This is a genomic window from Gottfriedia acidiceleris (assembly GCF_036421055.1).
Classification (GTDB): Bacteria; Bacillota; Bacilli; order Bacillales; family Bacillaceae_G; genus Gottfriedia; species Gottfriedia acidiceleris_C.
Window position 1 is genome coordinate 1 of the sequence record NZ_JAZGQS010000023.1, and the last position, 20,821, is coordinate 20,821.

19 protein-coding genes and 1 tRNA gene are annotated in these 20,821 nt (G+C 34.2%); 19 read left to right on the top strand and 1 reads right to left on the bottom strand.

What is annotated here, in order from left to right:
- Nucleotides 1–48 precede the first annotated feature (48 nt).
- The 11 genes from RAH41_RS21490 (at nt 49) to chbG (ending at nt 8,162) form a co-directional block, all read left to right on the top strand.
- Nucleotides 49–122, top strand: a tRNA-Arg gene (locus RAH41_RS21490).
- A 197-nt stretch (nt 123–319) separates the two neighbouring features.
- The gene (locus RAH41_RS21495; RefSeq protein ID WP_331225318.1) at nt 320–475 is read left to right on the top strand and encodes a hypothetical protein; all 156 of its coding nucleotides are present in this window, start codon (nt 320–322) and stop codon (nt 473–475) included.
- A 308-nt stretch (nt 476–783) separates the two neighbouring features.
- A complete protein-coding gene (locus RAH41_RS21500; protein WP_097973531.1) occupies nt 784–1,077 on the top strand; it encodes a DUF6509 family protein in 294 nt (97 codons plus the stop codon).
- Nucleotides 1,078–1,412: 335 nt separating this feature from the next.
- Nucleotides 1,413–1,715, top strand: coding sequence for a PTS sugar transporter subunit IIB (locus RAH41_RS21505; RefSeq protein WP_331225319.1), 303 nt, complete (start codon nt 1,413–1,415; stop codon nt 1,713–1,715).
- Nucleotides 1,716–1,759: 44 nt separating this feature from the next.
- Complete coding sequence (locus tag RAH41_RS21510) at nt 1,760–3,115, top strand: PTS sugar transporter subunit IIC (RefSeq protein WP_331225320.1); 1,356 nt, start codon at nt 1,760–1,762, stop codon at nt 3,113–3,115.
- Nucleotides 3,116–3,140: 25 nt separating this feature from the next.
- The gene (locus RAH41_RS21515) at nt 3,141–3,461 is read left to right on the top strand and encodes a PTS lactose/cellobiose transporter subunit IIA (protein WP_331225321.1); all 321 of its coding nucleotides are present in this window, start codon (nt 3,141–3,143) and stop codon (nt 3,459–3,461) included.
- Between the two features lie 442 nt (nt 3,462–3,903).
- Nucleotides 3,904–4,206, top strand: a complete 303-nt coding sequence (locus RAH41_RS21520; RefSeq protein WP_331225322.1) for a PTS sugar transporter subunit IIB — start codon at nt 3,904–3,906, stop codon at nt 4,204–4,206.
- A gap of 43 nt (nt 4,207–4,249) precedes the next feature.
- Nucleotides 4,250–5,605: a PTS sugar transporter subunit IIC gene (locus RAH41_RS21525; RefSeq protein ID WP_331225323.1), complete on the top strand. Its 1,356-nt coding sequence runs from the start codon at nt 4,250–4,252 to the stop codon at nt 5,603–5,605.
- 22 nt (nt 5,606–5,627) lie between these two features.
- The gene (locus RAH41_RS21530; protein WP_331225324.1) at nt 5,628–5,948 is read left to right on the top strand and encodes a PTS lactose/cellobiose transporter subunit IIA; all 321 of its coding nucleotides are present in this window, start codon (nt 5,628–5,630) and stop codon (nt 5,946–5,948) included.
- A 72-nt stretch (nt 5,949–6,020) separates the two neighbouring features.
- A complete protein-coding gene (locus RAH41_RS21535) occupies nt 6,021–7,358 on the top strand; it encodes a 6-phospho-beta-glucosidase (RefSeq protein WP_331225325.1) in 1,338 nt (445 codons plus the stop codon).
- A 78-nt stretch (nt 7,359–7,436) separates the two neighbouring features.
- Nucleotides 7,437–8,162, top strand: coding sequence for a chitin disaccharide deacetylase (gene chbG / locus RAH41_RS21540; RefSeq protein WP_331225326.1), 726 nt, complete (start codon nt 7,437–7,439; stop codon nt 8,160–8,162).
- A 193-nt stretch (nt 8,163–8,355) separates the two neighbouring features.
- On the opposite strand, the gene RAH41_RS21545 is transcribed toward chbG, so the two are convergent.
- Nucleotides 8,356–11,076 carry a sigma 54-interacting transcriptional regulator gene (locus RAH41_RS21545; protein ID WP_331225327.1) on the bottom strand — a complete coding sequence of 907 codons (2,721 nt, stop codon included), beginning with the start codon at nt 11,074–11,076 and terminating at the stop codon, nt 8,356–8,358.
- A 148-nt stretch (nt 11,077–11,224) separates the two neighbouring features.
- On the opposite strand from RAH41_RS21545, the gene rpoN reads away from it, so the two are divergent.
- The 8 genes from rpoN to eno all read left to right on the top strand — a co-directional run bounded on the left by rpoN (nt 11,225) and on the right by eno (nt 20,197).
- Nucleotides 11,225–12,526: an RNA polymerase factor sigma-54 gene (gene rpoN / locus RAH41_RS21550; RefSeq protein ID WP_331225328.1), complete on the top strand. Its 1,302-nt coding sequence runs from the start codon at nt 11,225–11,227 to the stop codon at nt 12,524–12,526.
- A gap of 18 nt (nt 12,527–12,544) precedes the next feature.
- Nucleotides 12,545–12,778: a glutaredoxin family protein gene (locus RAH41_RS21555; RefSeq protein ID WP_331225344.1), complete on the top strand. Its 234-nt coding sequence runs from the start codon at nt 12,545–12,547 to the stop codon at nt 12,776–12,778.
- A gap of 191 nt (nt 12,779–12,969) precedes the next feature.
- A complete protein-coding gene (locus RAH41_RS21560) occupies nt 12,970–13,998 on the top strand; it encodes a sugar-binding domain-containing protein (protein ID WP_331225329.1) in 1,029 nt (342 codons plus the stop codon).
- Between the two features lie 40 nt (nt 13,999–14,038).
- The gene (gene gap, locus RAH41_RS21565; protein WP_331225330.1) at nt 14,039–15,046 is read left to right on the top strand and encodes a type I glyceraldehyde-3-phosphate dehydrogenase; all 1,008 of its coding nucleotides are present in this window, start codon (nt 14,039–14,041) and stop codon (nt 15,044–15,046) included.
- 243 nt (nt 15,047–15,289) lie between these two features.
- Nucleotides 15,290–16,471 carry a phosphoglycerate kinase gene (locus RAH41_RS21570; protein WP_331225331.1) on the top strand — a complete coding sequence of 394 codons (1,182 nt, stop codon included), beginning with the start codon at nt 15,290–15,292 and terminating at the stop codon, nt 16,469–16,471.
- 78 nt (nt 16,472–16,549) lie between these two features.
- Nucleotides 16,550–17,305 (top strand): triose-phosphate isomerase, encoded by a 756-nt coding sequence (gene tpiA / locus RAH41_RS21575; RefSeq protein ID WP_331225332.1) that lies wholly within the window; start codon nt 16,550–16,552, stop codon nt 17,303–17,305.
- Nucleotides 17,305–18,837: a 2,3-bisphosphoglycerate-independent phosphoglycerate mutase gene (gene gpmI / locus RAH41_RS21580; protein WP_331225333.1), complete on the top strand. Its 1,533-nt coding sequence runs from the start codon at nt 17,305–17,307 to the stop codon at nt 18,835–18,837. Before tpiA ends, gpmI begins: the two co-directional genes overlap by 1 nt.
- A gap of 64 nt (nt 18,838–18,901) precedes the next feature.
- A complete protein-coding gene (eno, locus tag RAH41_RS21585; RefSeq protein ID WP_331225334.1) occupies nt 18,902–20,197 on the top strand; it encodes a phosphopyruvate hydratase in 1,296 nt (431 codons plus the stop codon).
- The last annotated feature ends 624 nt before the right edge of the window (nt 20,198–20,821 follow it).

Here is a 20,821-nt window from a genome sequence, read left to right on the forward strand (position 1 = left end):
AGATTGGGGCGACAAAACACTATTCATATTTTAACTTTTATATTATATGCGTTCGTAGCTCAGTTGGATAGAGCAACGGTTTCCGGTACCGTGTGTCGCAGGTTCGAATCCTGTCGAGCGCGCTAAAAGAATAAACCGAGCGATAATCCTAGTTAATTAACAGGGGTTATCACTCGGTTTATATTTTTTCTTTATTGATCCTATATCTATATCCTACCTTTACCTACAACTAAAGATGTACTAAAACTCCATCCAATGAAGAATGGGTTCCCGTTACATACAGTCATATATTTAAAGTATATAAAGGGAGGTCATTCAAATGGATATGAATTCTTGGTTTCTGGAAGAAATGGCACAAATCAATAAAGATGAATTAGAAAGAGAATTAAAATTTAAAGAAACTTATAAACTGTACCCAACATCTAAAAAGAAAAGATACTGTATCGATCTAAAAATCATTAAATTCTGTTTCTAAACTAAGGAATGTTTAAAATCATTTTTCTAAAAAAGAACCGATTGATTTTTTTATTTATAAAAAATTATTCGGCACTTTTTGTTCCTTCTATTTTTTTCCTCTATTCTTTTTCCTAAATATATGATATATTACTCTTTGCGATGAGCTAATTTGAGTAAGACGAGAGATATGCGCAAGCTAAACGCGCGGATGTGGCCGCCCGGTCTCTCGCCTCAAACGCATCAAGACGTCTGCTGCGGCAGGCGTCTTTCTTTTTGTCCATTCCTTTGTGTATAATAGTACATATTAAAATTGAAGGGAATGTTTTTGTGTTAACGATTGCAGAATACACTGTAGAAGAAATAAAAGATCCATTCGGTATCATTGAGGGTGATCGATATGAGTTTATTCTTTATATCAATGTACCAGAGGATGATGAACTATTTAATGAAAAAGGTATATACATAAAAGTGCTTTTTGGAGTAAATGGTGAAGAGTCAAAATTAATTAAATATGACTTATATGAAGCTGAGTCAAATCAGTATTTAGATTTTGATTTGGAAGAAGATGAAGAAAAAGAAGTATTCGAATTTTGTAAAACTCATTTAACTGTTGAAGATTAATATTAATGTGTTATTGAATAACACACTTCAGCTTAGGAGATAGCATATTTTAGATAATACTCAACACACTAATGAGTCATTTTAAACACAGTACCAGTTGTGTCTACACACTTATAAAACACTAATATTGTGAATAAATGTTCCGTTATAAAAACCTTGATTTATCAAGGTTTTTTTGTTGTGTTTTTAAATAGAAAGATTTTTTAGAATATTGGCATAGAATTTGCAATATTTAAATTGATTACACATCTTGTCCTTGTAACGCGTAATTCTTTTGTCATTATTTGTAAAAAATGTAAGCGTTTCATCGGCGAGATAAATTGAGGAGGTGTAGGATGAATATCTTGTTAGTATGTTCTGCGGGAATGTCTACTAGTCTACTAGTTACAAAAATGGAACAAGCAGCTAAGGCAAAAGGAATTCAGGCAACAATTTGGGCTGTTGCTGGTGATGAAGCGAAAGAAAATTTAGCCAAAGCGGATGTCTTACTACTTGGTCCACAGGTTCGTTATCTAGTCTCAGAAATGAAGAAACTAGCTGAACCTAAAGGGATACCAGTAGATACAATTAATCCAGTTCATTATGGATTGATGAATGGTGAAGCTGTACTGGAAATGGCTTTAAATTTGAAAAAATAAAACGGGGAATTAAAAAATCTAGAGAGAAAAGAAGGTGTATTTGAATGATGCGTTTTGCTGAAAAGTATATAATGCCTGCCGCAGCGAAGTTTGGTAATCAACGTCATTTGTTAGCGATCCGTGATGCGTTAATTGGAATGATTGCCATTACGATGATTGGAGCTTTTGCTGTACTTATTAATAACTTAGGTGGCGCAATCCACGGCTACGATAAAATGATGGAAACTGTCTTTGGTGCAAACTGGAAAACACTAGGAAGTGATATTTGGTGGGGAACATTTGCATTTATGACAGTATTTGCTGTAGTAGGAATCGCACATAGATTAGCTCGTTCCTATGGTGATGAAGGTTTTGAAGCAATGCTTGTTGCATTAGCGTGTTACTTTGTACTTGTTCCACAATCATTAGCTGCAGTATCTGTTACGTTAAATGGTGGTAAGACAGCTACGGGTGGAACTTGGGGATTTATTAGTTGGAATTCTCTAAACTCAACGGCTTTATTTACAGGAATTATTGTTGCGATTATTGCAACTGAAATTTTTGTACGTTTAGCTAGGGTGAAACAACTAGTTATTAAATTACCAGATGGCGTTCCACCAGCAGTATCAAAAGCATTTGCAAAGTTATTACCAGGGATGTTGACAATCTTTATTGTTGCATTAATTGGTTTATTGTTCAGATTATACATTTCGAACGGCGTATTCTTTAATGACTGGTTAAATTCAGTTCTTGTAAAACCATTAACTGATGCAGCCGATTCATTAGGATTTGCAGTTGCTATTGCATTCTTTGTACATTTCTTCTGGGCGCTTGGGTTACATGGTCCAAATATTTTAGGAGGTATTACAACTCCTTTATTAACAACTCTAGGTAACCATAACATCGATTTATATGCTAAAGGTGTAACAGATCTAGATAAGTATTCAGTATTAGCAGGCCCTTTCTTAGACGCATTCGTATATATGGGTGGATCGGGTACTACAATTGGTTTACTGATTGCAATGTTCCTAGTTAATCGTAAACGTCATAAACAGATGATTGCTTTAGGAACACCTCCAGGATTATTTAATATTAATGAACCAATTATTTTCGGTTTACCTATCGTGTTAAACCCAGTATGGTTAATACCATTTATTTGTACCCCAATTGTTTTAACCATTATTTCTTATTTAGCTGTTCAATCACATATTGTTTTCCCAGTAGTATCTACAATTCCTTGGGTAACTCCACCAGTTATAGGTGGCTATTTAGCAACTGGTGGTCACTGGAGTGGTGCAGTTTTATCTCTTGTTAACGTAGTGATTTCAATCGTTATATACTTACCGTTCGTTGTAGTAGCAGAAAGAATGGAAGCTAGAAAGTCAACAGAGACGACAAGTAGTAATTCATTAAATGTATAATAGAATGTGAAGGAGAAGAGGGAAAATGCCTACCGACACAAATAATGAACAAATTGCATTTCAGCTAATATTACATTCTGGTAATGCCAAGAGTTTATTAATGGAAGCAATGTATAAAGCTCGTGATGGAGAGTTCGAGGAAGCTCGTTTGAAAGTAAACGAGGCGAATGCAGAACTTAGGCTGGCTCATCATGCACAAACTTCACTTATACAAAGTGAAGCAGCTGGGCAACTATACTTTATTAATATTCTTTTAGTACATGCACAGGATCATTTAATGAACACTCTTACAACAAGAGATTTAGTAGAGGAAATTATTTACTTGCATGAGAAAATTTCACTTTAACTATTGATTAAAAAAGTGGTGTAGATTAGATCTACATCACTTTTTTTAATCACATAAAACAAAATGTATAATTTAAATGAAAATCGCAAAAGTGTTTTAAAACACTACAATAAAGTACATATAAATCACAACACACTAACAAGGGAATAACACACTAAAACAATTTAAGGAGATTGACGAACTATATTTAACACACTAGACGTTTTAAGTTACTTTCCTTTTAAAACAAAGAAAAAAGATTTCTTGCCGACGAGTCCTTATAGGACAAGGTTTCTAAGATTAATTGATCTATTTTTTTAATATGTTAGAAAAAAGTTGGCACGCCATTTGCTATATAAAGAGTGTACAAAATAAATTAATTTGTAGTTGCTACAAGGGTTTGTATATGACTTTCACCTAAACCTGTAAGCGCTACACTAAATCTAATACTGGAGGAATAACAATGAATATTTTATTAGCTTGTTCAGCAGGAATGTCTACTAGTTTACTAGTAACTAAAATGGAGGATGCAGCAAAATCAAAAGGGATTGAAGTAAAAATTTGGGCAGTTTCAGGTGATGCTGCAAAAGAAAATTTAGATCAAGCAGATGTTCTTTTATTAGGACCACAAGTACGTTATTTAGCTACTGAAATGAAAAAAGTTGCCGAGCCAAAAGGGATACCAGTTGATGTAATCAATCCAGTACATTATGGACTTATGAATGGTGAAGCTGTTTTAGAATTGGCACTTAGTTTAAAAAAATAGTCATGTACGTTGCACAAATTCTTAACAAAAGGGAGTCTTAAAAATGATGAATTTTGTAGATCGATATATAATGCCAGCTGCAGCAAAGTTCGGTAACCAACGTCATTTATTAGCAATACGAGATGCGTTAATCGGGATGATTGCCATTACAATGGTCGGTTCATTTGCAGTTTTATTTAATAATTTAGGTGGAGCGATCAAAGGTTACGACAAAATGATGGAAGCTCTTTTTGGAATGAACTGGAAGACATTAGGTGGAGACATTTGGTGGGGCACATTCGCATTTATGACAGTTTTTGCTGTTGTAGGGATTGCTTATAAATTGGCTCGTTCTTATGGTGATGAAGGATTTGAAGCAATGCTTGTCGCATTAGCGTCATATTTTGTACTAGTGCCACAATCATTAAACACTGTAACGGTTACATTAGAAAATGGAAAAACAGCTACTGGTAGTGTTTGGGGATTAGTGAACTCTACTTATACTAATTCAACTGCACTTTTTACCGGAATAATCGTTGCCATTATCGCAACAGAAATTTTTGTTCGCTTATCAAGAGTAAAACAATTAGTTATTAAATTACCAGATGGTGTACCACCAGCAGTTTCAAAAGCATTTGCTAAGCTATTACCTGGTATGCTAACAATCTTTGTAATTGCAATTGTTGGATTACTATTCAGATTATATTTATCTGATGGAGTTTATTTTAATGACTGGTTAAGCTCAGTACTTGTTAAGCCATTAACAAATGCTGCAGACTCTTTACCGTTTGCAATCGGAATAGCATTCTTTATTCATTTCTTCTGGATGCTTGGCTTACATGGACCAAATATTCTAGGAGGGATTACGACACCACTATTTACAGCTTTAGGAAATGAAAATATTGATTTAGCAGCAAAAGGTGTTACAAAGTGGAGTGAATACAATGTAATGGCTGGTCAGTTCTTTGATGCATTTGTATTCTTAGGTGGATCAGGTGCTACGATAGGGTTAATTATTTCAATGATATTAATTAATCGAAAACGTAATAAACAAATGATTGCATTAGGTGGGGCACCAGGTTTATTCCAAATTAATGAACCAGTTCTTTTCGGATTACCGATTGTGTTAAATCCAATGTGGCTAATTCCATTCATTGGTACACCAATTATTTTAACAGTTATTTCATATTTAGCGATTTCTTTAGGGATGGTTCACCCAGTAACTACAAATATTCCATGGGTAACACCACCAATTTTAGGTGGATGGTTGATTACTGGGGGACATTGGACAGGTGCAGCCTTAGCAGCATTTAATTTAGTTATCTCAGTTGTTATCTATTTACCTTTCGTTGCACTACAAAGACGAATGGAATCTAAAAAAATAAGAGAAGCGGCAAATAATCAAAGTGCTGCTATGTAATGCAGTTTGAGGAGGATACGAAATGAGTACTTTAACGACAATTGAGCAAACAGCATTCCAATTAATCTTACATTCAGGAAACGCAAAAAGCTCATTAATGGAAGGTATGCAGGCTGCTCGAGCGGGTAATTTAGAAGAAGCAAATAGTAAGATAGAAGAAGCAAAAAAAGAATTAAATCTTGCGCATCAGGCACAAACTTCATTAATTCAAGGTGAAGCACGTGGTGAGAATGTTGAATTAAGTATCTTATTAATACATGCTCAAGATCATTTAATGAATGCATTAACGATGAGAGATTTAGTAACAGAAATAATTTTCCTACATGAAAAATTAATTAAATAAGAGAAACTAGAAAAGTAGTTTTAAAGAATGTCCTGGCTACTTTTCTACTATCATATAGAAGGAGTGAAGAAAATGAGAAACGGTATTAAAATAGCAACAATTGGTGGCGGTTCAAGTTATACTCCAGAATTAGTTGAAGGATTTATTAAACGTTATGATGAACTACCTGTAAGAGAGCTATGGTTAGTGGATATTGAAGAAGGTAGAGAGAAACTTGAAATCGTTGGAAATCTTGCGAAAAGAATGGTAGAAAAAGCAGGAGTACCAATGGAAATCCATTTAACACTTGATCGACGTGCTGCTCTTAAAGATGCTGATTTTGTTACGACGCAATTTCGTGTAGGATTACTTGAAGCTCGTATGAAGGATGAGCGTATTCCTTTAAAATATGGGGTAATTGGTCAAGAAACTAATGGTCCAGGTGGTCTTTTTAAAGCGCTTCGTACAATTCCTGTAATTTTAGATATCGTCAAGGATATTGAAGAGCTTTGTCCAAATGCTTGGCTGGTAAACTTTACAAATCCTACAGGTATTTTAACAGAAGCGATTTTAAGATACACAAATTTCCGTAAAGTGGTTGGTTTATGTAATGTACCAATTCATATTCACATGAACATTGCAAAAGGACTAGGGGTTGAAGCTGAGCGCGTACATATTGATTTTATGGGATTAAATCATATGGTTTACGGAACAAAAGTATTATTAGATGGTGAAGATGTAACAAGTCGTGTTGTCAGTGAGTTTGCACGCCCTGCAGAGAGTATGACGATGCAAAATATTAAGGCAATGGATTGGAATCCTGATTTTATTGAAGCACTTGGAGTAATTCCATGTCCGTATCACCGATACTACTATCAAACGAAAGTAATGCTAGAAGAAGAGCTTGAAGTAGCGAAAAAAGATGGAACACGTGCTGAGGTTGTAAAAAAATTAGAAGAATCATTATTCGAATTATATAAAGACCCTAATTTAAATAGTAAGCCACCACAATTAGAAAAACGCGGCGGAGCTTATTATAGTGATGCTGCATGCCGATTAATTTCATCTCTATATAATAATAAAGGTGATATTCAACCTGTAAATACAATGAATAATGGTGCTATTGCATCAATTCCAGATGATTGTGCTGTTGAAGTAAGTGCAGTCATTACAAAAGATGGCCCAAAACCACTTACGATGGGTGACTTACCGGTTGCAGTACGCGGTTTAGTTCAACAAATTAAATCATTTGAACGTGTAGCTGCAGAAGCAGGGGTAACTGGTGATTATAAAACAGCATTACTTGCTATGTGTATTAACCCACTAGTTGGATCTGATCATTTAGCAAAACAAATTTTAGATGAAATGTTAGAGGCTCACAAAGAGCATTTACCTCAATTCTTCAAAAACGAAAAAGTAGCAGCTAATTAACGATTAAAAAGAGGGATGTAGCTCGAATGATAGAGTGCATCCCTTTTTATGATACTAAAAGAAAAAGGGGAATGAACGATGACAAAGCTTATAGTAAATGCAGATGATTTCGGCTATTCAAAAGGTGTAAATTATGGCATTATTGATGCGCATTTGAATGGTATAGTGAATTCAACGACAATGATGATGAATATGTATGCTGTTGAGCATGGAATTGAATTAGCAAAATTACATCCTACATTAGGATTAGGTGTACATCTTGTATTAACTGCAGGCAAACCTTTATTATCGAATTTAAAAACAATCGTAGATCCAAACGGGGATTTTCTTAAAAATAGTTATTGGTATGATAATCCCGTTATTAATGTTGAAGAAGTTGAAAAGGAATGGGATGCTCAAATTCAAAAGTTTCTTTCTTATGGATTGAAACCTTCACATCTAGATAGTCATCACCATGTACACATGATTTCAATTCTACACCCAGTAATTGCAAAATTATCTCAAAAGTATGATCTTCCAGTCCGAGTTTCTCCAAAGAGTCAAATAGACGGAATTACACCTTTTACGGATCAATTATTAACCGATTTTTATGGTAATGATATTCCAATAAACTATTTTGAGACAATACAAGACAGAATTAATAATAGTGCTGAGTCAGTAGAGGTTATGGTACATCCTGCATTAGTAGATAATCATTTAAAAAATGGTACATCCTATTGCTTTGAGAGATTAACAGAACTAGATATCCTTACGAACTCAAAACTTCCTGAGGGAGTAGAGTTAGTAAAATATAATATAGTGTAAAAAGTCAGTTCAGACTGCCCGAACGGTGCTCCTTACCGTCTAAGGTAACTCAGCTCCTCACCAGGCTTCACGCCTCGAAAGACAAGCGCTTGCAATCAGTCTGAAACTTAAATTTTTAGTACTTTGTCTACACACTAAAAGCCAGTACTTTCAAAAGAAGTAACTGGCTTTTTTTTACTTATTTCTAGTTTAATTATTTTATATAAAATTCTTCATCTACTCTACTTATATCATTTCTAGAATAAAATTCCATTAAGTAACATATTTCATCATCAGGTATGATAATGTCACAAGCATTCTCAATTTGTTGCATTATTTTTTTAATTTTTAAATATAGCATATAATCGCTATTTATTTTATCTTCCTTATCTTTAAATGGGATTAGAGGCTGTGAGTTTTGAATTCGATCAATCATGCAACTCATATGAATAACAATTCCCATTAGATCCTCATTTTTGAAAAATTTGTCTGTTTGGACTTGTATATCGTTCAAGGCCCGTCTAATCACACTAATTACTTTTTTAGCATCCTTTAAAGAAATAGTCTCTTGTAATGTTTCAGCCATTTTTAAATATGTTTCTTCATAAGTTATTAATTCTTGTATTGTCTTTGTAGCTTTCATATTTAATACATCTTGTAAATGGAACGTATTAAATGGAACATTTATATCAAAATTCGAAACAATACAAACGATACTTCGTTCTTTAGATATATCATTTAACATTTTTTGTAATTCGTCTTTATTTAAAAGGCTAATTGGCACGATTTCTAGCATCTCTTTATCATAGACCAAGTTATTCGCTAGTATATTTTTAATGGCTATTGCACTTCCCTGACCAGTCAGACATGCAGTTAAAATGACAGAACGATTAAATTCAGGTTGTTTCGTTTTATTCGCATGAGAATTGATGAAGAAGGTAGTTAAGTTTCGTACGTCCTGATAAAGTTCGTCTAAATTATAACCTAGTGTTGCTTTTCTAGAGGCTTCGATTACATGTGCAGTACTTACCATTTGAATCACGCGTACCGGAATTGAAAATTCGGCTTCAATTATGTCACCGATATAAGATAGTGATCCCATATCGATACAAAGTAGAATTCCATTTAATTTACCTAAAGATTTAATATAATCTTTTACTCGAATTAAAAAATCTTGTGGTGGTTCACTTAATGGCATATCGATTCCGATAACTTCCTCGTTTTCTAACAGTTCATTTGTTACATTTGCCATTTCTCTAGCAATACCATTACCGTGAGCTAATACAATTACTTTTACATTGGAACTAGTCACTTTAAAATCTTCGTTTCCATATACAAAAAACATCGTTATAAATGCTACTTCATCAAATGGGATTGAAACATTTGAAAAATCTTCAATCATTTTTACACATTCAATTGAAACGGAAAACTCTTTCTTATACTGATCTCGGATTTGCGTTATATTTGGATGATAGATTTTTTTGTTTGACTGTATACGCTGTAATAGGGTTTGTATATGTAGGCTAAGTGCAACGAGTATTTTTTCATTAAATCTCTTACTTAATTTTTCTTCTGCTAGTTTTAAAACTTTTTCACTTAGTGTAACGATTTCAGGCTTGATTATTTTTGAGACATTTTCTTTACTAGATAACTTGCGATTAATAGATGTTAAATAATGCGTAAAATAGCTTTCAATATCGTTTTCCATTAGTATAGATAACTCGTCCTGAGCAACGCCACGTTGTTTTAGTTCTTCGTATTTTGTATCAATTCGGTCATAGATTGTATCTGCAGAATGATCCAATTGTTGGTTACTTGATATACCCTTTGTTGGTGAAAATTCAAAATGCTCGTTTAACAATGTGACTGCGTGCTTCACTTTTTTTTCAATGAATAAGCCTTCCTTCACATACCAGTTCAAATCAGTGCTATAAATTCGTATTTTATCATGTTTATGCGTAATAAAATCTGCGTAAGCCTTTGCGCAAGCTAATTGAATATCGGCTTTAAGTTGTCCAATATTGTTTTGACACGGATAAAATAGAAAAGAGCGAATAGTATTTGCACTTACAACGATCTCTTTTCCGAGACGAACACTTTCTTCCGTGAAAAATCGTTTAATCAGTGTCAATCTCTCTTCATATGATCGATCGCGAAGAGCCGGTAATGTAATAACCATAGGAATCCGGCGTGTAAATGTAGATAATAATGTTGACCCTGGATCCTCTGTTGTTGCTGAAATGATTAATACATTAGATGTTCGTTCGTTTTCTGTCTCTCCTAGTCTTCTATACAACTTATAATCAATAAACGTAAATAACATTTCTTGACCTTCAGGAGTAAGACGATGAACCTCATCTAAAAATAATATTCCATTATTTGCTTTTTCAAGTAGACCTTTTTGTTCTGTTGCTCCCGTATAAGCACCTTTTCTTACACCGAAAAGCTGACCTAATAATAGTTGTGGATTATTTGCATAGTCTGCGCAATTAAAAATAATGAATGGAGAATCCTTTTCTAAAACATTCGACCGAATTGCGTAATCATGCATTCTTTTAGCAAAAGCAGATTTACCAACACCAGTCTCACCGAGTATTAATGTATGCATACCATTTGGTGGATAGAGAATAGCTGATCTTGCTTTTTCAATGGCAGGTCTTAAACTAATATTTTCTTCATAAAAATATTCATATTGATAGTCTGAACTTGCTATCTTATTATGAGAATTATTCGTTTGTTGTAAAGAATGAGATAGAAGTTTAAATACGACCGGTCTAGAATTTGTTTTTATTAATAATTCTTGTTTAACTAATTTATTTAAATCACTGCTAACGTTTGCGCGATCTAACCCAAGCTTTTGAGCAATCTCATTAGCCGTAAAACCTTGCTCCTTATTTTGAAGAAATACTTCATAAATCTGATTTTTTCTGTTCATAATGGCCCACCCATCATAAAGAGTTGTATACTTTTACTATACAGGAAAAAGTAAACGTTTTCACTATATTTAAATTAGTAGAACAATTCGTCAAGTACTATGAAAAAGTTAAATATCGAGTAAAATAGTAATAAGGGAGTGAAGTAGTATGGAAATGAATTTAATGCAAAAACAATCATTGAAACTTGCAATGACTCAGGAACTACGACAAGCCATTACAATGCTTCAATTTAATGCCCAAGAACTTACAGATTTTTTATTTGAACAATCATTAGAAAATCCCTTAATTGAAGTCGAAACTCCTTATAGCGATTACACTTCTTCAAAAATCAAACAACAAACTACTGTAGGCGGACAAGGAATGGAGTTATATACTCGAAGAACAGAAACATTACAAGAAGAACTTGTTAGTCAGTTAAATGAGTTGAAAATTGATAATGATGAATATAAAATTATTAAATATTTAATTTATAACTTAGATAAAAATGGATTTTTGATGGAATCAGATGAAGAGCTTATACATGAATTAAATATTTCTTACGTCCAGTTACAAATCTGCATTGATACACTTCAACGTTTTGAACCCTCAGGAGTTGGAGCAAGATCGGTTAAAGAGTGCCTATTAATACAACTAAACGGCCTTGAAGTTGATACAACAATTGCAAAACAGGTTATAAAAGATTATTTTGATCTATTTGTTAATAAAAACTGGAAAGAAATAGCGAAGAAACTTAAGATTAGCTTACCTGATTTACAAAAAGAAATTGACTTAATTTTAACCCTTCAGCCAAGGCCAGGCTTAAATTATTTCCAAGATCAAGTGAATTATGTAGCTCCTGATTTAACAGTTGAAAAAATAGGCGGGGAATTTGTTGTACTGCTTAATGATAAAATTATGCCGCGTTTAAAAGTACTTAATGAATATTCTTCAATTTTAAATGGTCAACATGAGAAGGAAGTTTCAACTTATTTAAAGGATAAAAATACGCAAGTTAACTGGTTAATGAAAAGCTTGGAAGAACGAAAATCAACGATGTTAGCAGTAATGAATTGTATCCTTAAAAAGCAAATTGCTTTTTTTGAGAAAGGTCCTGCAAATTTAAAAACACTTACTTTAAAAGAGATAGCGGAAGAACTTTCATTACATGAATCGACAATTAGCCGTACTTGTAAAAACAAATATGTACAGACACCATTTGGTTTATATGAAATGAAGAAATTCTTTCATCAAGGTGTAAGTGTAGACGGCGAGGAGCTTGCTTCAACGAGTGTACAGGTATTCATCAAGCAGTTAGTAGATGAAGAAAACAAAGAAAAACCATTATCAGATCAAAAGCTGGTTGAATTATTAGCTGAAAAACATGGAGTGGAAATCTCTAGAAGAACTGTAGCAAAGTATAGAGATATACTTAGAATTCCTGGTTCATCAAAACGAAAGCGCTTTAGTTAAAAGGAGAATGGAATGTCGATTAAGTTAACTTTATTTACAAAAGAGAACTGTGGATTATGTGAAGAAGCAAAAGATGCTATTCAATTGGTCCAATCTGAATATGAAATCGAAGTAAATGAAATTGATATTTATTCTGACGATGCATTATTAGAAGAATATCAGCTAATGATTCCTGTTATTCAAATTAATGGGGAAACTGTAGCATACGGTAAAATTCATAAGATTGACATATTAAATGCCATAAATGGGTAGATATCAGTTGAAAGAAATGAATTACCCTGTTACAATATAACTGTAGCAGGGTTATTTCACTTCTGGAGTAAATCTTGTTCTAAAAAACAACGTTGCAAAACGCTGTATTTTTTTAAAACAGGTGGGACATAATATGTCATAGAGGGACATAATTAGACCCAGGTGAATACTCTGTGAAAGAGGAGATGAAAATGAACCATATTTTAAAGCTACAACAAAAATTATTACCTGATCTAATACCCGTTATCCAAAAAAGATTTCAAATCCTACAATATATAAGAATTATGCAGCCAATCGGTCGAAGGAATTTGTCTGCAAGTGTAGGATTAACAGAAAGAGTACTTAGATCAGAAGTTGCTTTATTAAAAGAGCAAAGACTGATTAATGTCGCATCTTCTGGCATGACATTAACGGATGAAGGACTAACCTTACTTCTAGACCTTGAAGAACCAATGCGTGAACTATTCGGTTTGAAAAATATCGAAGACTTACTTAAGGAAACTTTTAACCTAAAAGAAGTAATCGTTGTTTCAGGCGATAGTGACGAGCTGGACTGGGTAAAAAAGGAGATGGGTCGAGCGGCTGTTGGCTGTATAAACCAAAGGCTAGAAACAAATAATATTGTTGCTGTTACTGGTGGTTCCACTTTAGCTGCCGTGGCCGAAATGATGAATGATGACTCTAAAGATCTAAATACCTTATTTGTACCGGCACGAGGCGGTTTAGGTGAAGAAGTAAGAAATCAAGCAAATACGATTTGTGCAAAAATGGCTGAAATGGCAAAAGGTAATTATCGATTACTTCACTTACCAGATGAACTTAGTGAAGAAGCTTACCTAACTATGATGGAAGAACCAAGAGTAAAAGAGGTTCTAAATTTAATTCGATCTTCTTCAATTGTCGTACACGGAATTGGAGATGCATTTACGATGGCAAAACGAAGACAATCTTCATCAGAACAGTTAGAAATCTTAACTGAATCTGAAGCTGTAGGAGAGGCATTTGGATATTACTTTAATGAAAATGGTGAAGTTGTAAACAGAGTAAGAACAATTGGATTACAACTGAATGAATTGGAGAATATACCTTATGTACTTGGAGTAGCTGGAGGATCTTCTAAGGCAAAAGCAATGGCTTCTTTCTTAAAGAAAGGTCATGTAAACATCCTCGTCACAGACGAAGGAGCAGCAAAAGAGTTAATTAAAGGATGTACCCTTTAAAATAAAAAAGCTTCTACCTATTAAAAGGAGGAAATTAAAAATGGCAACTAAAATTGGTATTAATGGATTTGGACGTATCGGACGTATGGTTTTCCGCGCAGCTTTAAACAACCCAAACGTAGAGGTTGTAGCAATTAATGACTTAACAGATGCTAAAACTTTAGCTCATTTATTAAAATATGATTCAGTTCACGGTTCAGTAAACGCTGATGTAACTGTTAATGGCGATTCTATCGTTGTAAACGGAAGTGAAATTAAAGTAATCGCTGAGCGTGACCCAGCAGCTTTACCTTGGAGCGATTATGGAGTAGAAGTTGTAGTAGAATCTACTGGTCGTTTCACAGATAAAAAAGATGCTGAAAAACACTTAGGTGGATCAGTTAAAAAAGTAATCATCTCTGCACCAGCTTCTAATGAAGATATCACGATTGTAATGGGTGTAAATGATGACAAATACGATGCAGCTAGCCACAATGTAATTTCTAATGCTTCTTGTACAACAAACTGTTTAGCTCCATTTGCTAAAGTATTAGACGAAAAATTTGGTATCAAACGTGGTATGATGACAACTGTTCACTCTTACACAAATGACCAACAAATTCTAGATTTACCACATAAAGATTTACGTCGTGCACGTGCTGCTGCAATGAGCATGATCCCAACAACTACTGGTGCTGCTAAAGCAGTTTCATTAGTATTACCTCAATTAAAAGGTAAATTAAATGGTGGTGCTGTACGTGTACCAACTGCTAACGTATCTTTAGTTGACTTAGTAGTAGAATTAAATGCTGAAGTTACTGCTGAAGAAGTAAATGCTGCATTTAAAGCTGCTTCTGAAGGCGAATTAAAAGGTATTTTAGGATATTCTGAAGAGCCATTAGTATCAATCGACTATAACGGTTGCACAAACTCTTCTACAATCGATGCATTATCTACAATGACTATGGAAGGCAACATGGTTAAAATCCTTTCTTGGTACGATAATGAAACTGGTTACTCAACTCGTGTAGTTGATTTAGTAGCTCACATCGCTTCAAAAGGTCTATAATTTTTATAAAAATTAATATGAGGGCGAGGGGAATTTCCTCCCCTCTTTTGTTTGATAAAAATCCTCTTTTGTCACTAATCCAACACAATATTAAAAAATACTCTAGAAATAAATTCCAATTGATATACATAATCTGTTAAAATTGCGGTGACAATATCACAGAATAGATACGACTTTTTATGAGACGGATCGACCAGTGGAATTGAACATGGATGAATAAAAACAGTACTGGAGGCACCTACTATGAACAAAAAATCATTACATGACATTGATGTAAAAGGGAAACGGGTATTCTGCCGTGTTGACTTTAACGTACCTATGGCAAATGGTGAAGTAACAGATGATACTCGTATTCGTGCTGCTCTTCCTACGATTCAGTATTTAATAGAGAACGGAGCAAAAGTTATTTTAGCATCACACTTAGGACGTCCAAAAGGGCAAGTAAATGAAGACATGCGTTTAAATGCAGTTGCTACACGTTTAAGTGAAAAATTAGGTAAAAACGTTATTAAAGCTGATGAAGCATATGGACCTAAAGTACAAGAAGAAATCAGCAAAATGAACGAAGGCGATGTTTTATTATTAGAAAACGTTCGTTTCTACCCAGGTGAAGAGAAAAATGATGAAGCTCTAGCAAAAGAATTTGCTTCATTAGCTGATGTATATGTAAATGATGCTTTCGGTGCTGCACACCGTGCACATGCGACAACTGCTGGAATTGCTAAACATATCCCAGCTGTAGCAGGCTTTTTAATGGAAAAAGAAATAAATGTTTTAGGTAAAGCACTTTCTAATCCAGAGCGCCCATTTACAGCGATTATCGGTGGAGCGAAAGTTCGAGATAAAATTGGTGTAATTGAAAACTTATTAGAAAAAGTAGATAACTTAATTATTGGTGGCGGACTAGCTTATACTTTTTTAAAGGCTAAAGGCTATGAAATTGGTAAATCTCTTTTAGAAGAAGATAAAATTGATTTAGCAAATGAATTTATGCAAAAAGCGGAAGCTAAAGGTGTTAAATTCTATATGCCAATTGATGCAATTATTGCTGACAAATTCGGTGAAGATGCTAATACTCAGGAAGTTGATATTGATAGCATTCCTGCAGATTGGGAAGCACTTGATATTGGACCAAAAACAACTGCTCTTTATGCAGATGTCATTAAAAGTTCTAAATTAGTTATTTGGAATGGACCAATGGGTGTATTTGAAATCGATAAGTTTGCACAGGGAACTAAAGGTGTCGCACAAGCATTAGCAGATTCTGATGCATACTCAATTATCGGTGGTGGAGACTCAGCTGCTGCTGCTGAAAAATTCGGCTTAGCAGATAAAATGAGCCATATTTCTACTGGTGGCGGTGCTTCATTAGAATTTATGGAAGGTAAAGAGCTTCCTGGAGTTGCATTATTAAACGATAAATAAGTCTTAAAGCTTTACAATATTTAGTATTTGAAATAGAGTAAGATGTTATGTCTTACAATTGTTAGGAAGGTGTTTCTCATGCGTAAACCAATTATCGCAGGTAACTGGAAAATGAATAAGACGCTTAACGAAGCAATGACATTCGTTGAGGAAGTAAAAAATAGCATTCCATCATCTGATAAAGTAGATTCAGCAGTTTGTGCGCCTGCATTATTTATTGCACCTATGTTGTATGGTGTAAAAGGAACTGAATTAAAAATTGGTTCTCAAAATGTAAGTGATAAAGATAGTGGAGCTTATACTGGAGAAATTAGCCCAGTAGCACTTAAAGATTTAGGTGTAACTTATGCCATTATCGGACATTCTGAGCGTCGTGAATATTATGGCGAAACAGATGAGTTTATTAATAGTAAAACAAAAAAAGCATTTGAACATGGACTTACACCAATTCTTTGCTGTGGAGAAACACTTGAAGAACGTGAAGGCGGTAAATTTGAGGAAGTTATTCGTACTCAATTAACAGCTGATCTTGCAGGTCTTACAGACGAGCAAGTAAAGAATTTAGTAATTGCTTATGAACCAATTTGGGCAATTGGAACAGGGAAATCTGCAACAGAAAAAGATGCACAAGATTCATGTAAATTTGTTCGTGATGTTGTAGCAAGTCTTTATGATGGAACTGTTGCTGAATCTGTACGTGTACAATATGGCGGCAGTGTAAAACCTGAAAACATTAAAGAATATATGGCTCAACCTGATATTGACGGTGCGTTAGTAGGTGGAGCAAGCTTAGAACCAGCTTCTTTCCTTGCATTATTGGAGGCTGTTAAGTAATGAGTAAACAACCAGTAGCGTTAATTATCCTAGATGGATTTGGTTTGCGTGAAGAAACATTTGGAAATGCTGTTGCACAAGCGAAGAAACCAAATTATGATAGATATTGGAATAAATATCCTCACGCACAATTAACTGCTTGCGGTGAAGCAGTAGGTCTACCTGAAGGGCAAATGGGTAATTCTGAAGTTGGTCATTTGAATATCGGAGCGGGACGAATTGTTTATCAAAGCTTAACACGCGTAAATAAGGCAATTCGTGAAGGCGAATTCGAAAAAAATGATACATTCATCGATGCAATTAAAAGTGCAAAAGAAAAAGATAAAGCATTACATATTTTTGGTCTACTGTCTGATGGAGGTATTCATAGTCATATTAATCACATGTTTGCTTTATTAAAATTAGCTGCTGAAGAAGGTATGAAAAAGGTCTATGTACATGCTTTCCTTGATGGACGAGATGTTGGTCCTACTACAGCTAAAAAATATATCGATCAAACAGAAGCAAAGTTTAAAGAATATGGTGTCGGAGAATTTGCAACAATTTCTGGCCGTTACTATTCCATGGACCGTGACAAACGTTGGGACCGTGTAGAAAAATGTTATTGTGCAATGGTATATGGAGAAGGTCCAACTTATACAAATCCATATGAATTAATTGAAGATTCGTATGCGAACGGTATCCATGATGAATTCGTATTACCATCTGTAATGGTAAAAGAAGATGGAACTCCAGTTGCAACAATAAGTGATGATGATTCAATCATCTTCTACAACTTCCGACCTGACAGAGCAATTCAAATTTCAAATGTATTTACAAACGATGATTTCCGTGACTTTGATCGTGGAAGTAAGTTCCCGAAAAATGTTCATTTCGTTTGCTTAACGCATTTTAGTGAAACTGTACAAGGTTATGTTGCATTTAAACCAACAAACCTAGATAACACTTTAGGTGAAGTTTTATCTCAAAACAACCTAAAACAATTACGAATTGCTGAAACGGAAAAATATCCTCATGTTACATTTTTCTTTAGTGGAGGCCGTGAAGCAGAGTTCCCAGGTGAAGAACGTATTTTAATTAACTCGCCAAAAGTTGCGACTTACGATTTGAAACCTGAAATGAGTGCTTATGAAGTAAAAGATGCATTACTTAAAGAAATTGCTGCAGATAAGCATGATGTAATCATCTTGAACTTTGCAAATCCAGATATGGTAGGACATTCAGGAAAACTTGAGCCGACAATTAAAGCAATTGAAGCGGTTGATGAATGTTTAGGAGAAGTAGTTGATGCAATTCTAGCTAAAGGCGGAAAAGCAATCATTACAGCTGACCATGGAAATGCAGATGAAGAAATTACACCTGAGGGTGAACCTATGACAGCTCACACGACTAATCCTGTTCCAGTTATTGTAACTGAAGAAGGTATTACCCTACGTGAAGATGGTATTTTAGGTGATTTAGCTCCAACTGTTCTTGATTTATTAAAAGTAGAACAACCAAAAGAAATGACTGGTAAATCACTTATTAAATAAGTGAACAGTTAATATAAAAAGTTTTTAATTATGCGTATATCGCAACAAAAGGAGAGATTTTATTATGTCAATGATTATTGATGTTTATGCTCGCGAAGTATTAGATTCTCGTGGTAACCCTACTGTTGAAGTAGAAGTTTATACAGAAGATGGTGGCTTTGGCCGTGCACTAGTACCAAGTGGTGCTTCAACTGGTGAATATGAAGCTGTTGAATTACGTGATGGAGACAAATCTCGTTACCTTGGTAAAGGTGTTGAGAAAGCAGTCGCTAATGTTAATGATGTTTTAGCTGAAGAAATCGTTGGATTCGAAGTAACTGACCAAGTTTCAATCGACCGTCGTATGATTGAGCTAGATGGTACTGAAAACAAAGGTAAATTAGGTGCTAACGCAATCCTAGGTGTATCTATGGCAGTAGCTCGTGCAGCAGCTGATGAATTAGGTTTACCATTATACCAATACCTTGGTGGATTTAATGCGAAACAATTACCAGTTCCAATGATGAACATCATCAATGGTGGTTCTCATGCTGATAATAACGTAGACTTCCAAGAATTCATGATTTTACCTGTAGGTGCTGATAGCTTTAAAGAAGCAATTCGTATGGGTACTGAAATTTTCCACAATCTTAAAGCTGTATTACATGACAAAGGTTTAAACACAGCTGTAGGTGACGAAGGTGGATTCGCTCCAAACCTTGGTTCAAACCGTGAAGCTTTAGAAGTAATCATGGAAGCAATTGATAAAGCTGGTTATAAAGCTGGAGAGCAAGTATTCTTAGGAATGGACGTTGCTTCTTCTGAATTCTATAACAAAGAAACTGGTAAATACGATCTTGCAGGTGAAGGACGCACTGGTGTATCTTCAGCTGAAATGGTTGATTTCTACGAGCAACTTTGCAATGATTTCCCTATCCTTTCAATCGAAGATGGTTTAGATGAAAATGACTGGGATGGTCACAAATTATTAACAGAACGTTTAGGTAGCCGAGTACAATTAGTAGGTGACGATTTATTCGTTACAAACACTAAAAAATTAGCTGAAGGTATTGAAAAAGGTATCGCAAACTCAATCCTTATCAAAGTTAACCAAATCGGTACATTAACTGAAACTTTCGAAGCAATCGAAATGGCTAAACGTGCAGGTTACACAGCAGTAGTTTCTCACCGTTCTGGTGAAACTGAAGATAGCACAATCGCGGATATCGCAGTTGCTACAAATGCTGGTCAAATTAAAACAGGTTCTGCTTCTCGTACAGACCGTATTGCAAAATACAACCAATTATTACGTATTCAAGACGAGTTAGGCGAAAGCGCAGTATACCAAGGATTAAAATCTTTCTACAACTTAAGAAAATAATTTAATCAAAACTCAGTGCATGAACAAAAAACATAATCCATTATAGACATGTTAAAAAGAGAAGGATCGTCACCTTCTCTTTTTTTTTGCCTAAAAAACACAGAGTTTAAAATCTTTTCTTTTTTATTAAATACCCAAATTCTACACGTTCCAATAACAGAAATGAATATACTTGAGGTATCAAATATTATTAGCCTAATTAGATCGCTTGGATGGACAAAATTGGAAGGAATTGAAGAATAAAAAACAGTTAAAGTGACAGAGATTAAATAAAATAAAGTTTTGCTAGCTATCAAAATAGTCCTTTTCTTTTCATTGAGTGCTCCCTTTTTTGGTAATAAATAGAATTATATATAGAAATATTGATTATATATTAGCAGAGTTTTTTAGGAATTACTGGTTGTTATGAGAACAAATTTAGAAGGTAAAAAAATGTCATTAAATAGTTTCGATACATTTTTTTACAGGAGATAAATAAAAGAATAAAAAAAATAGATTGATTATTAAAGGAATTTAATGTTAAGATAAAAACATACGTTCCTAATTATTTAGAACATATGTTTTTACCTGAGTGATATAACTGCAAATTTTTTATACAATCTTTGATTTCAAGAAATTTATATA

What these genes read in the sequence shown, in the direction of transcription:
- chbG (WP_331225326.1), top strand. Translation starts at nt 7,437, where the DNA reads ATGACAAAGCTTATAGTAAATGCAGATGATTTCGGCTATTCAAAAGGT.
- RAH41_RS21515 (WP_331225321.1), top strand. Translation starts at nt 3,141, where the DNA reads ATGCCTACCGACACAAATAATGAACAAATTGCATTTCAGCTAATATTA.
- RAH41_RS21525 (WP_331225323.1), top strand. Translation starts at nt 4,250, where the DNA reads ATGATGAATTTTGTAGATCGATATATAATGCCAGCTGCAGCAAAGTTC.
- RAH41_RS21520 (WP_331225322.1), top strand. Translation starts at nt 3,904, where the DNA reads ATGAATATTTTATTAGCTTGTTCAGCAGGAATGTCTACTAGTTTACTA.
- RAH41_RS21510 (WP_331225320.1), top strand. Translation starts at nt 1,760, where the DNA reads ATGATGCGTTTTGCTGAAAAGTATATAATGCCTGCCGCAGCGAAGTTT.
- RAH41_RS21530 (WP_331225324.1), top strand. Translation starts at nt 5,628, where the DNA reads ATGAGTACTTTAACGACAATTGAGCAAACAGCATTCCAATTAATCTTA.
- RAH41_RS21495 (WP_331225318.1), top strand. Translation starts at nt 320, where the DNA reads ATGGATATGAATTCTTGGTTTCTGGAAGAAATGGCACAAATCAATAAA.
- RAH41_RS21570 (WP_331225331.1), top strand. Translation starts at nt 15,290, where the DNA reads ATGAACAAAAAATCATTACATGACATTGATGTAAAAGGGAAACGGGTA.
- RAH41_RS21505 (WP_331225319.1), top strand. Translation starts at nt 1,413, where the DNA reads ATGAATATCTTGTTAGTATGTTCTGCGGGAATGTCTACTAGTCTACTA.
- RAH41_RS21545 (WP_331225327.1), bottom strand. Translation starts at nt 11,076, where the DNA reads ATGAACAGAAAAAATCAGATTTATGAAGTATTTCTTCAAAATAAGGAG.
- RAH41_RS21535 (WP_331225325.1), top strand. Translation starts at nt 6,021, where the DNA reads ATGAGAAACGGTATTAAAATAGCAACAATTGGTGGCGGTTCAAGTTAT.
- tpiA (WP_331225332.1), top strand. Translation starts at nt 16,550, where the DNA reads ATGCGTAAACCAATTATCGCAGGTAACTGGAAAATGAATAAGACGCTT.
- rpoN (WP_331225328.1), top strand. Translation starts at nt 11,225, where the DNA reads ATGGAAATGAATTTAATGCAAAAACAATCATTGAAACTTGCAATGACT.
- RAH41_RS21560 (WP_331225329.1), top strand. Translation starts at nt 12,970, where the DNA reads ATGAACCATATTTTAAAGCTACAACAAAAATTATTACCTGATCTAATA.
- gap (WP_331225330.1), top strand. Translation starts at nt 14,039, where the DNA reads ATGGCAACTAAAATTGGTATTAATGGATTTGGACGTATCGGACGTATG.
- eno (WP_331225334.1), top strand. Translation starts at nt 18,902, where the DNA reads ATGTCAATGATTATTGATGTTTATGCTCGCGAAGTATTAGATTCTCGT.
- gpmI (WP_331225333.1), top strand. Translation starts at nt 17,305, where the DNA reads ATGAGTAAACAACCAGTAGCGTTAATTATCCTAGATGGATTTGGTTTG.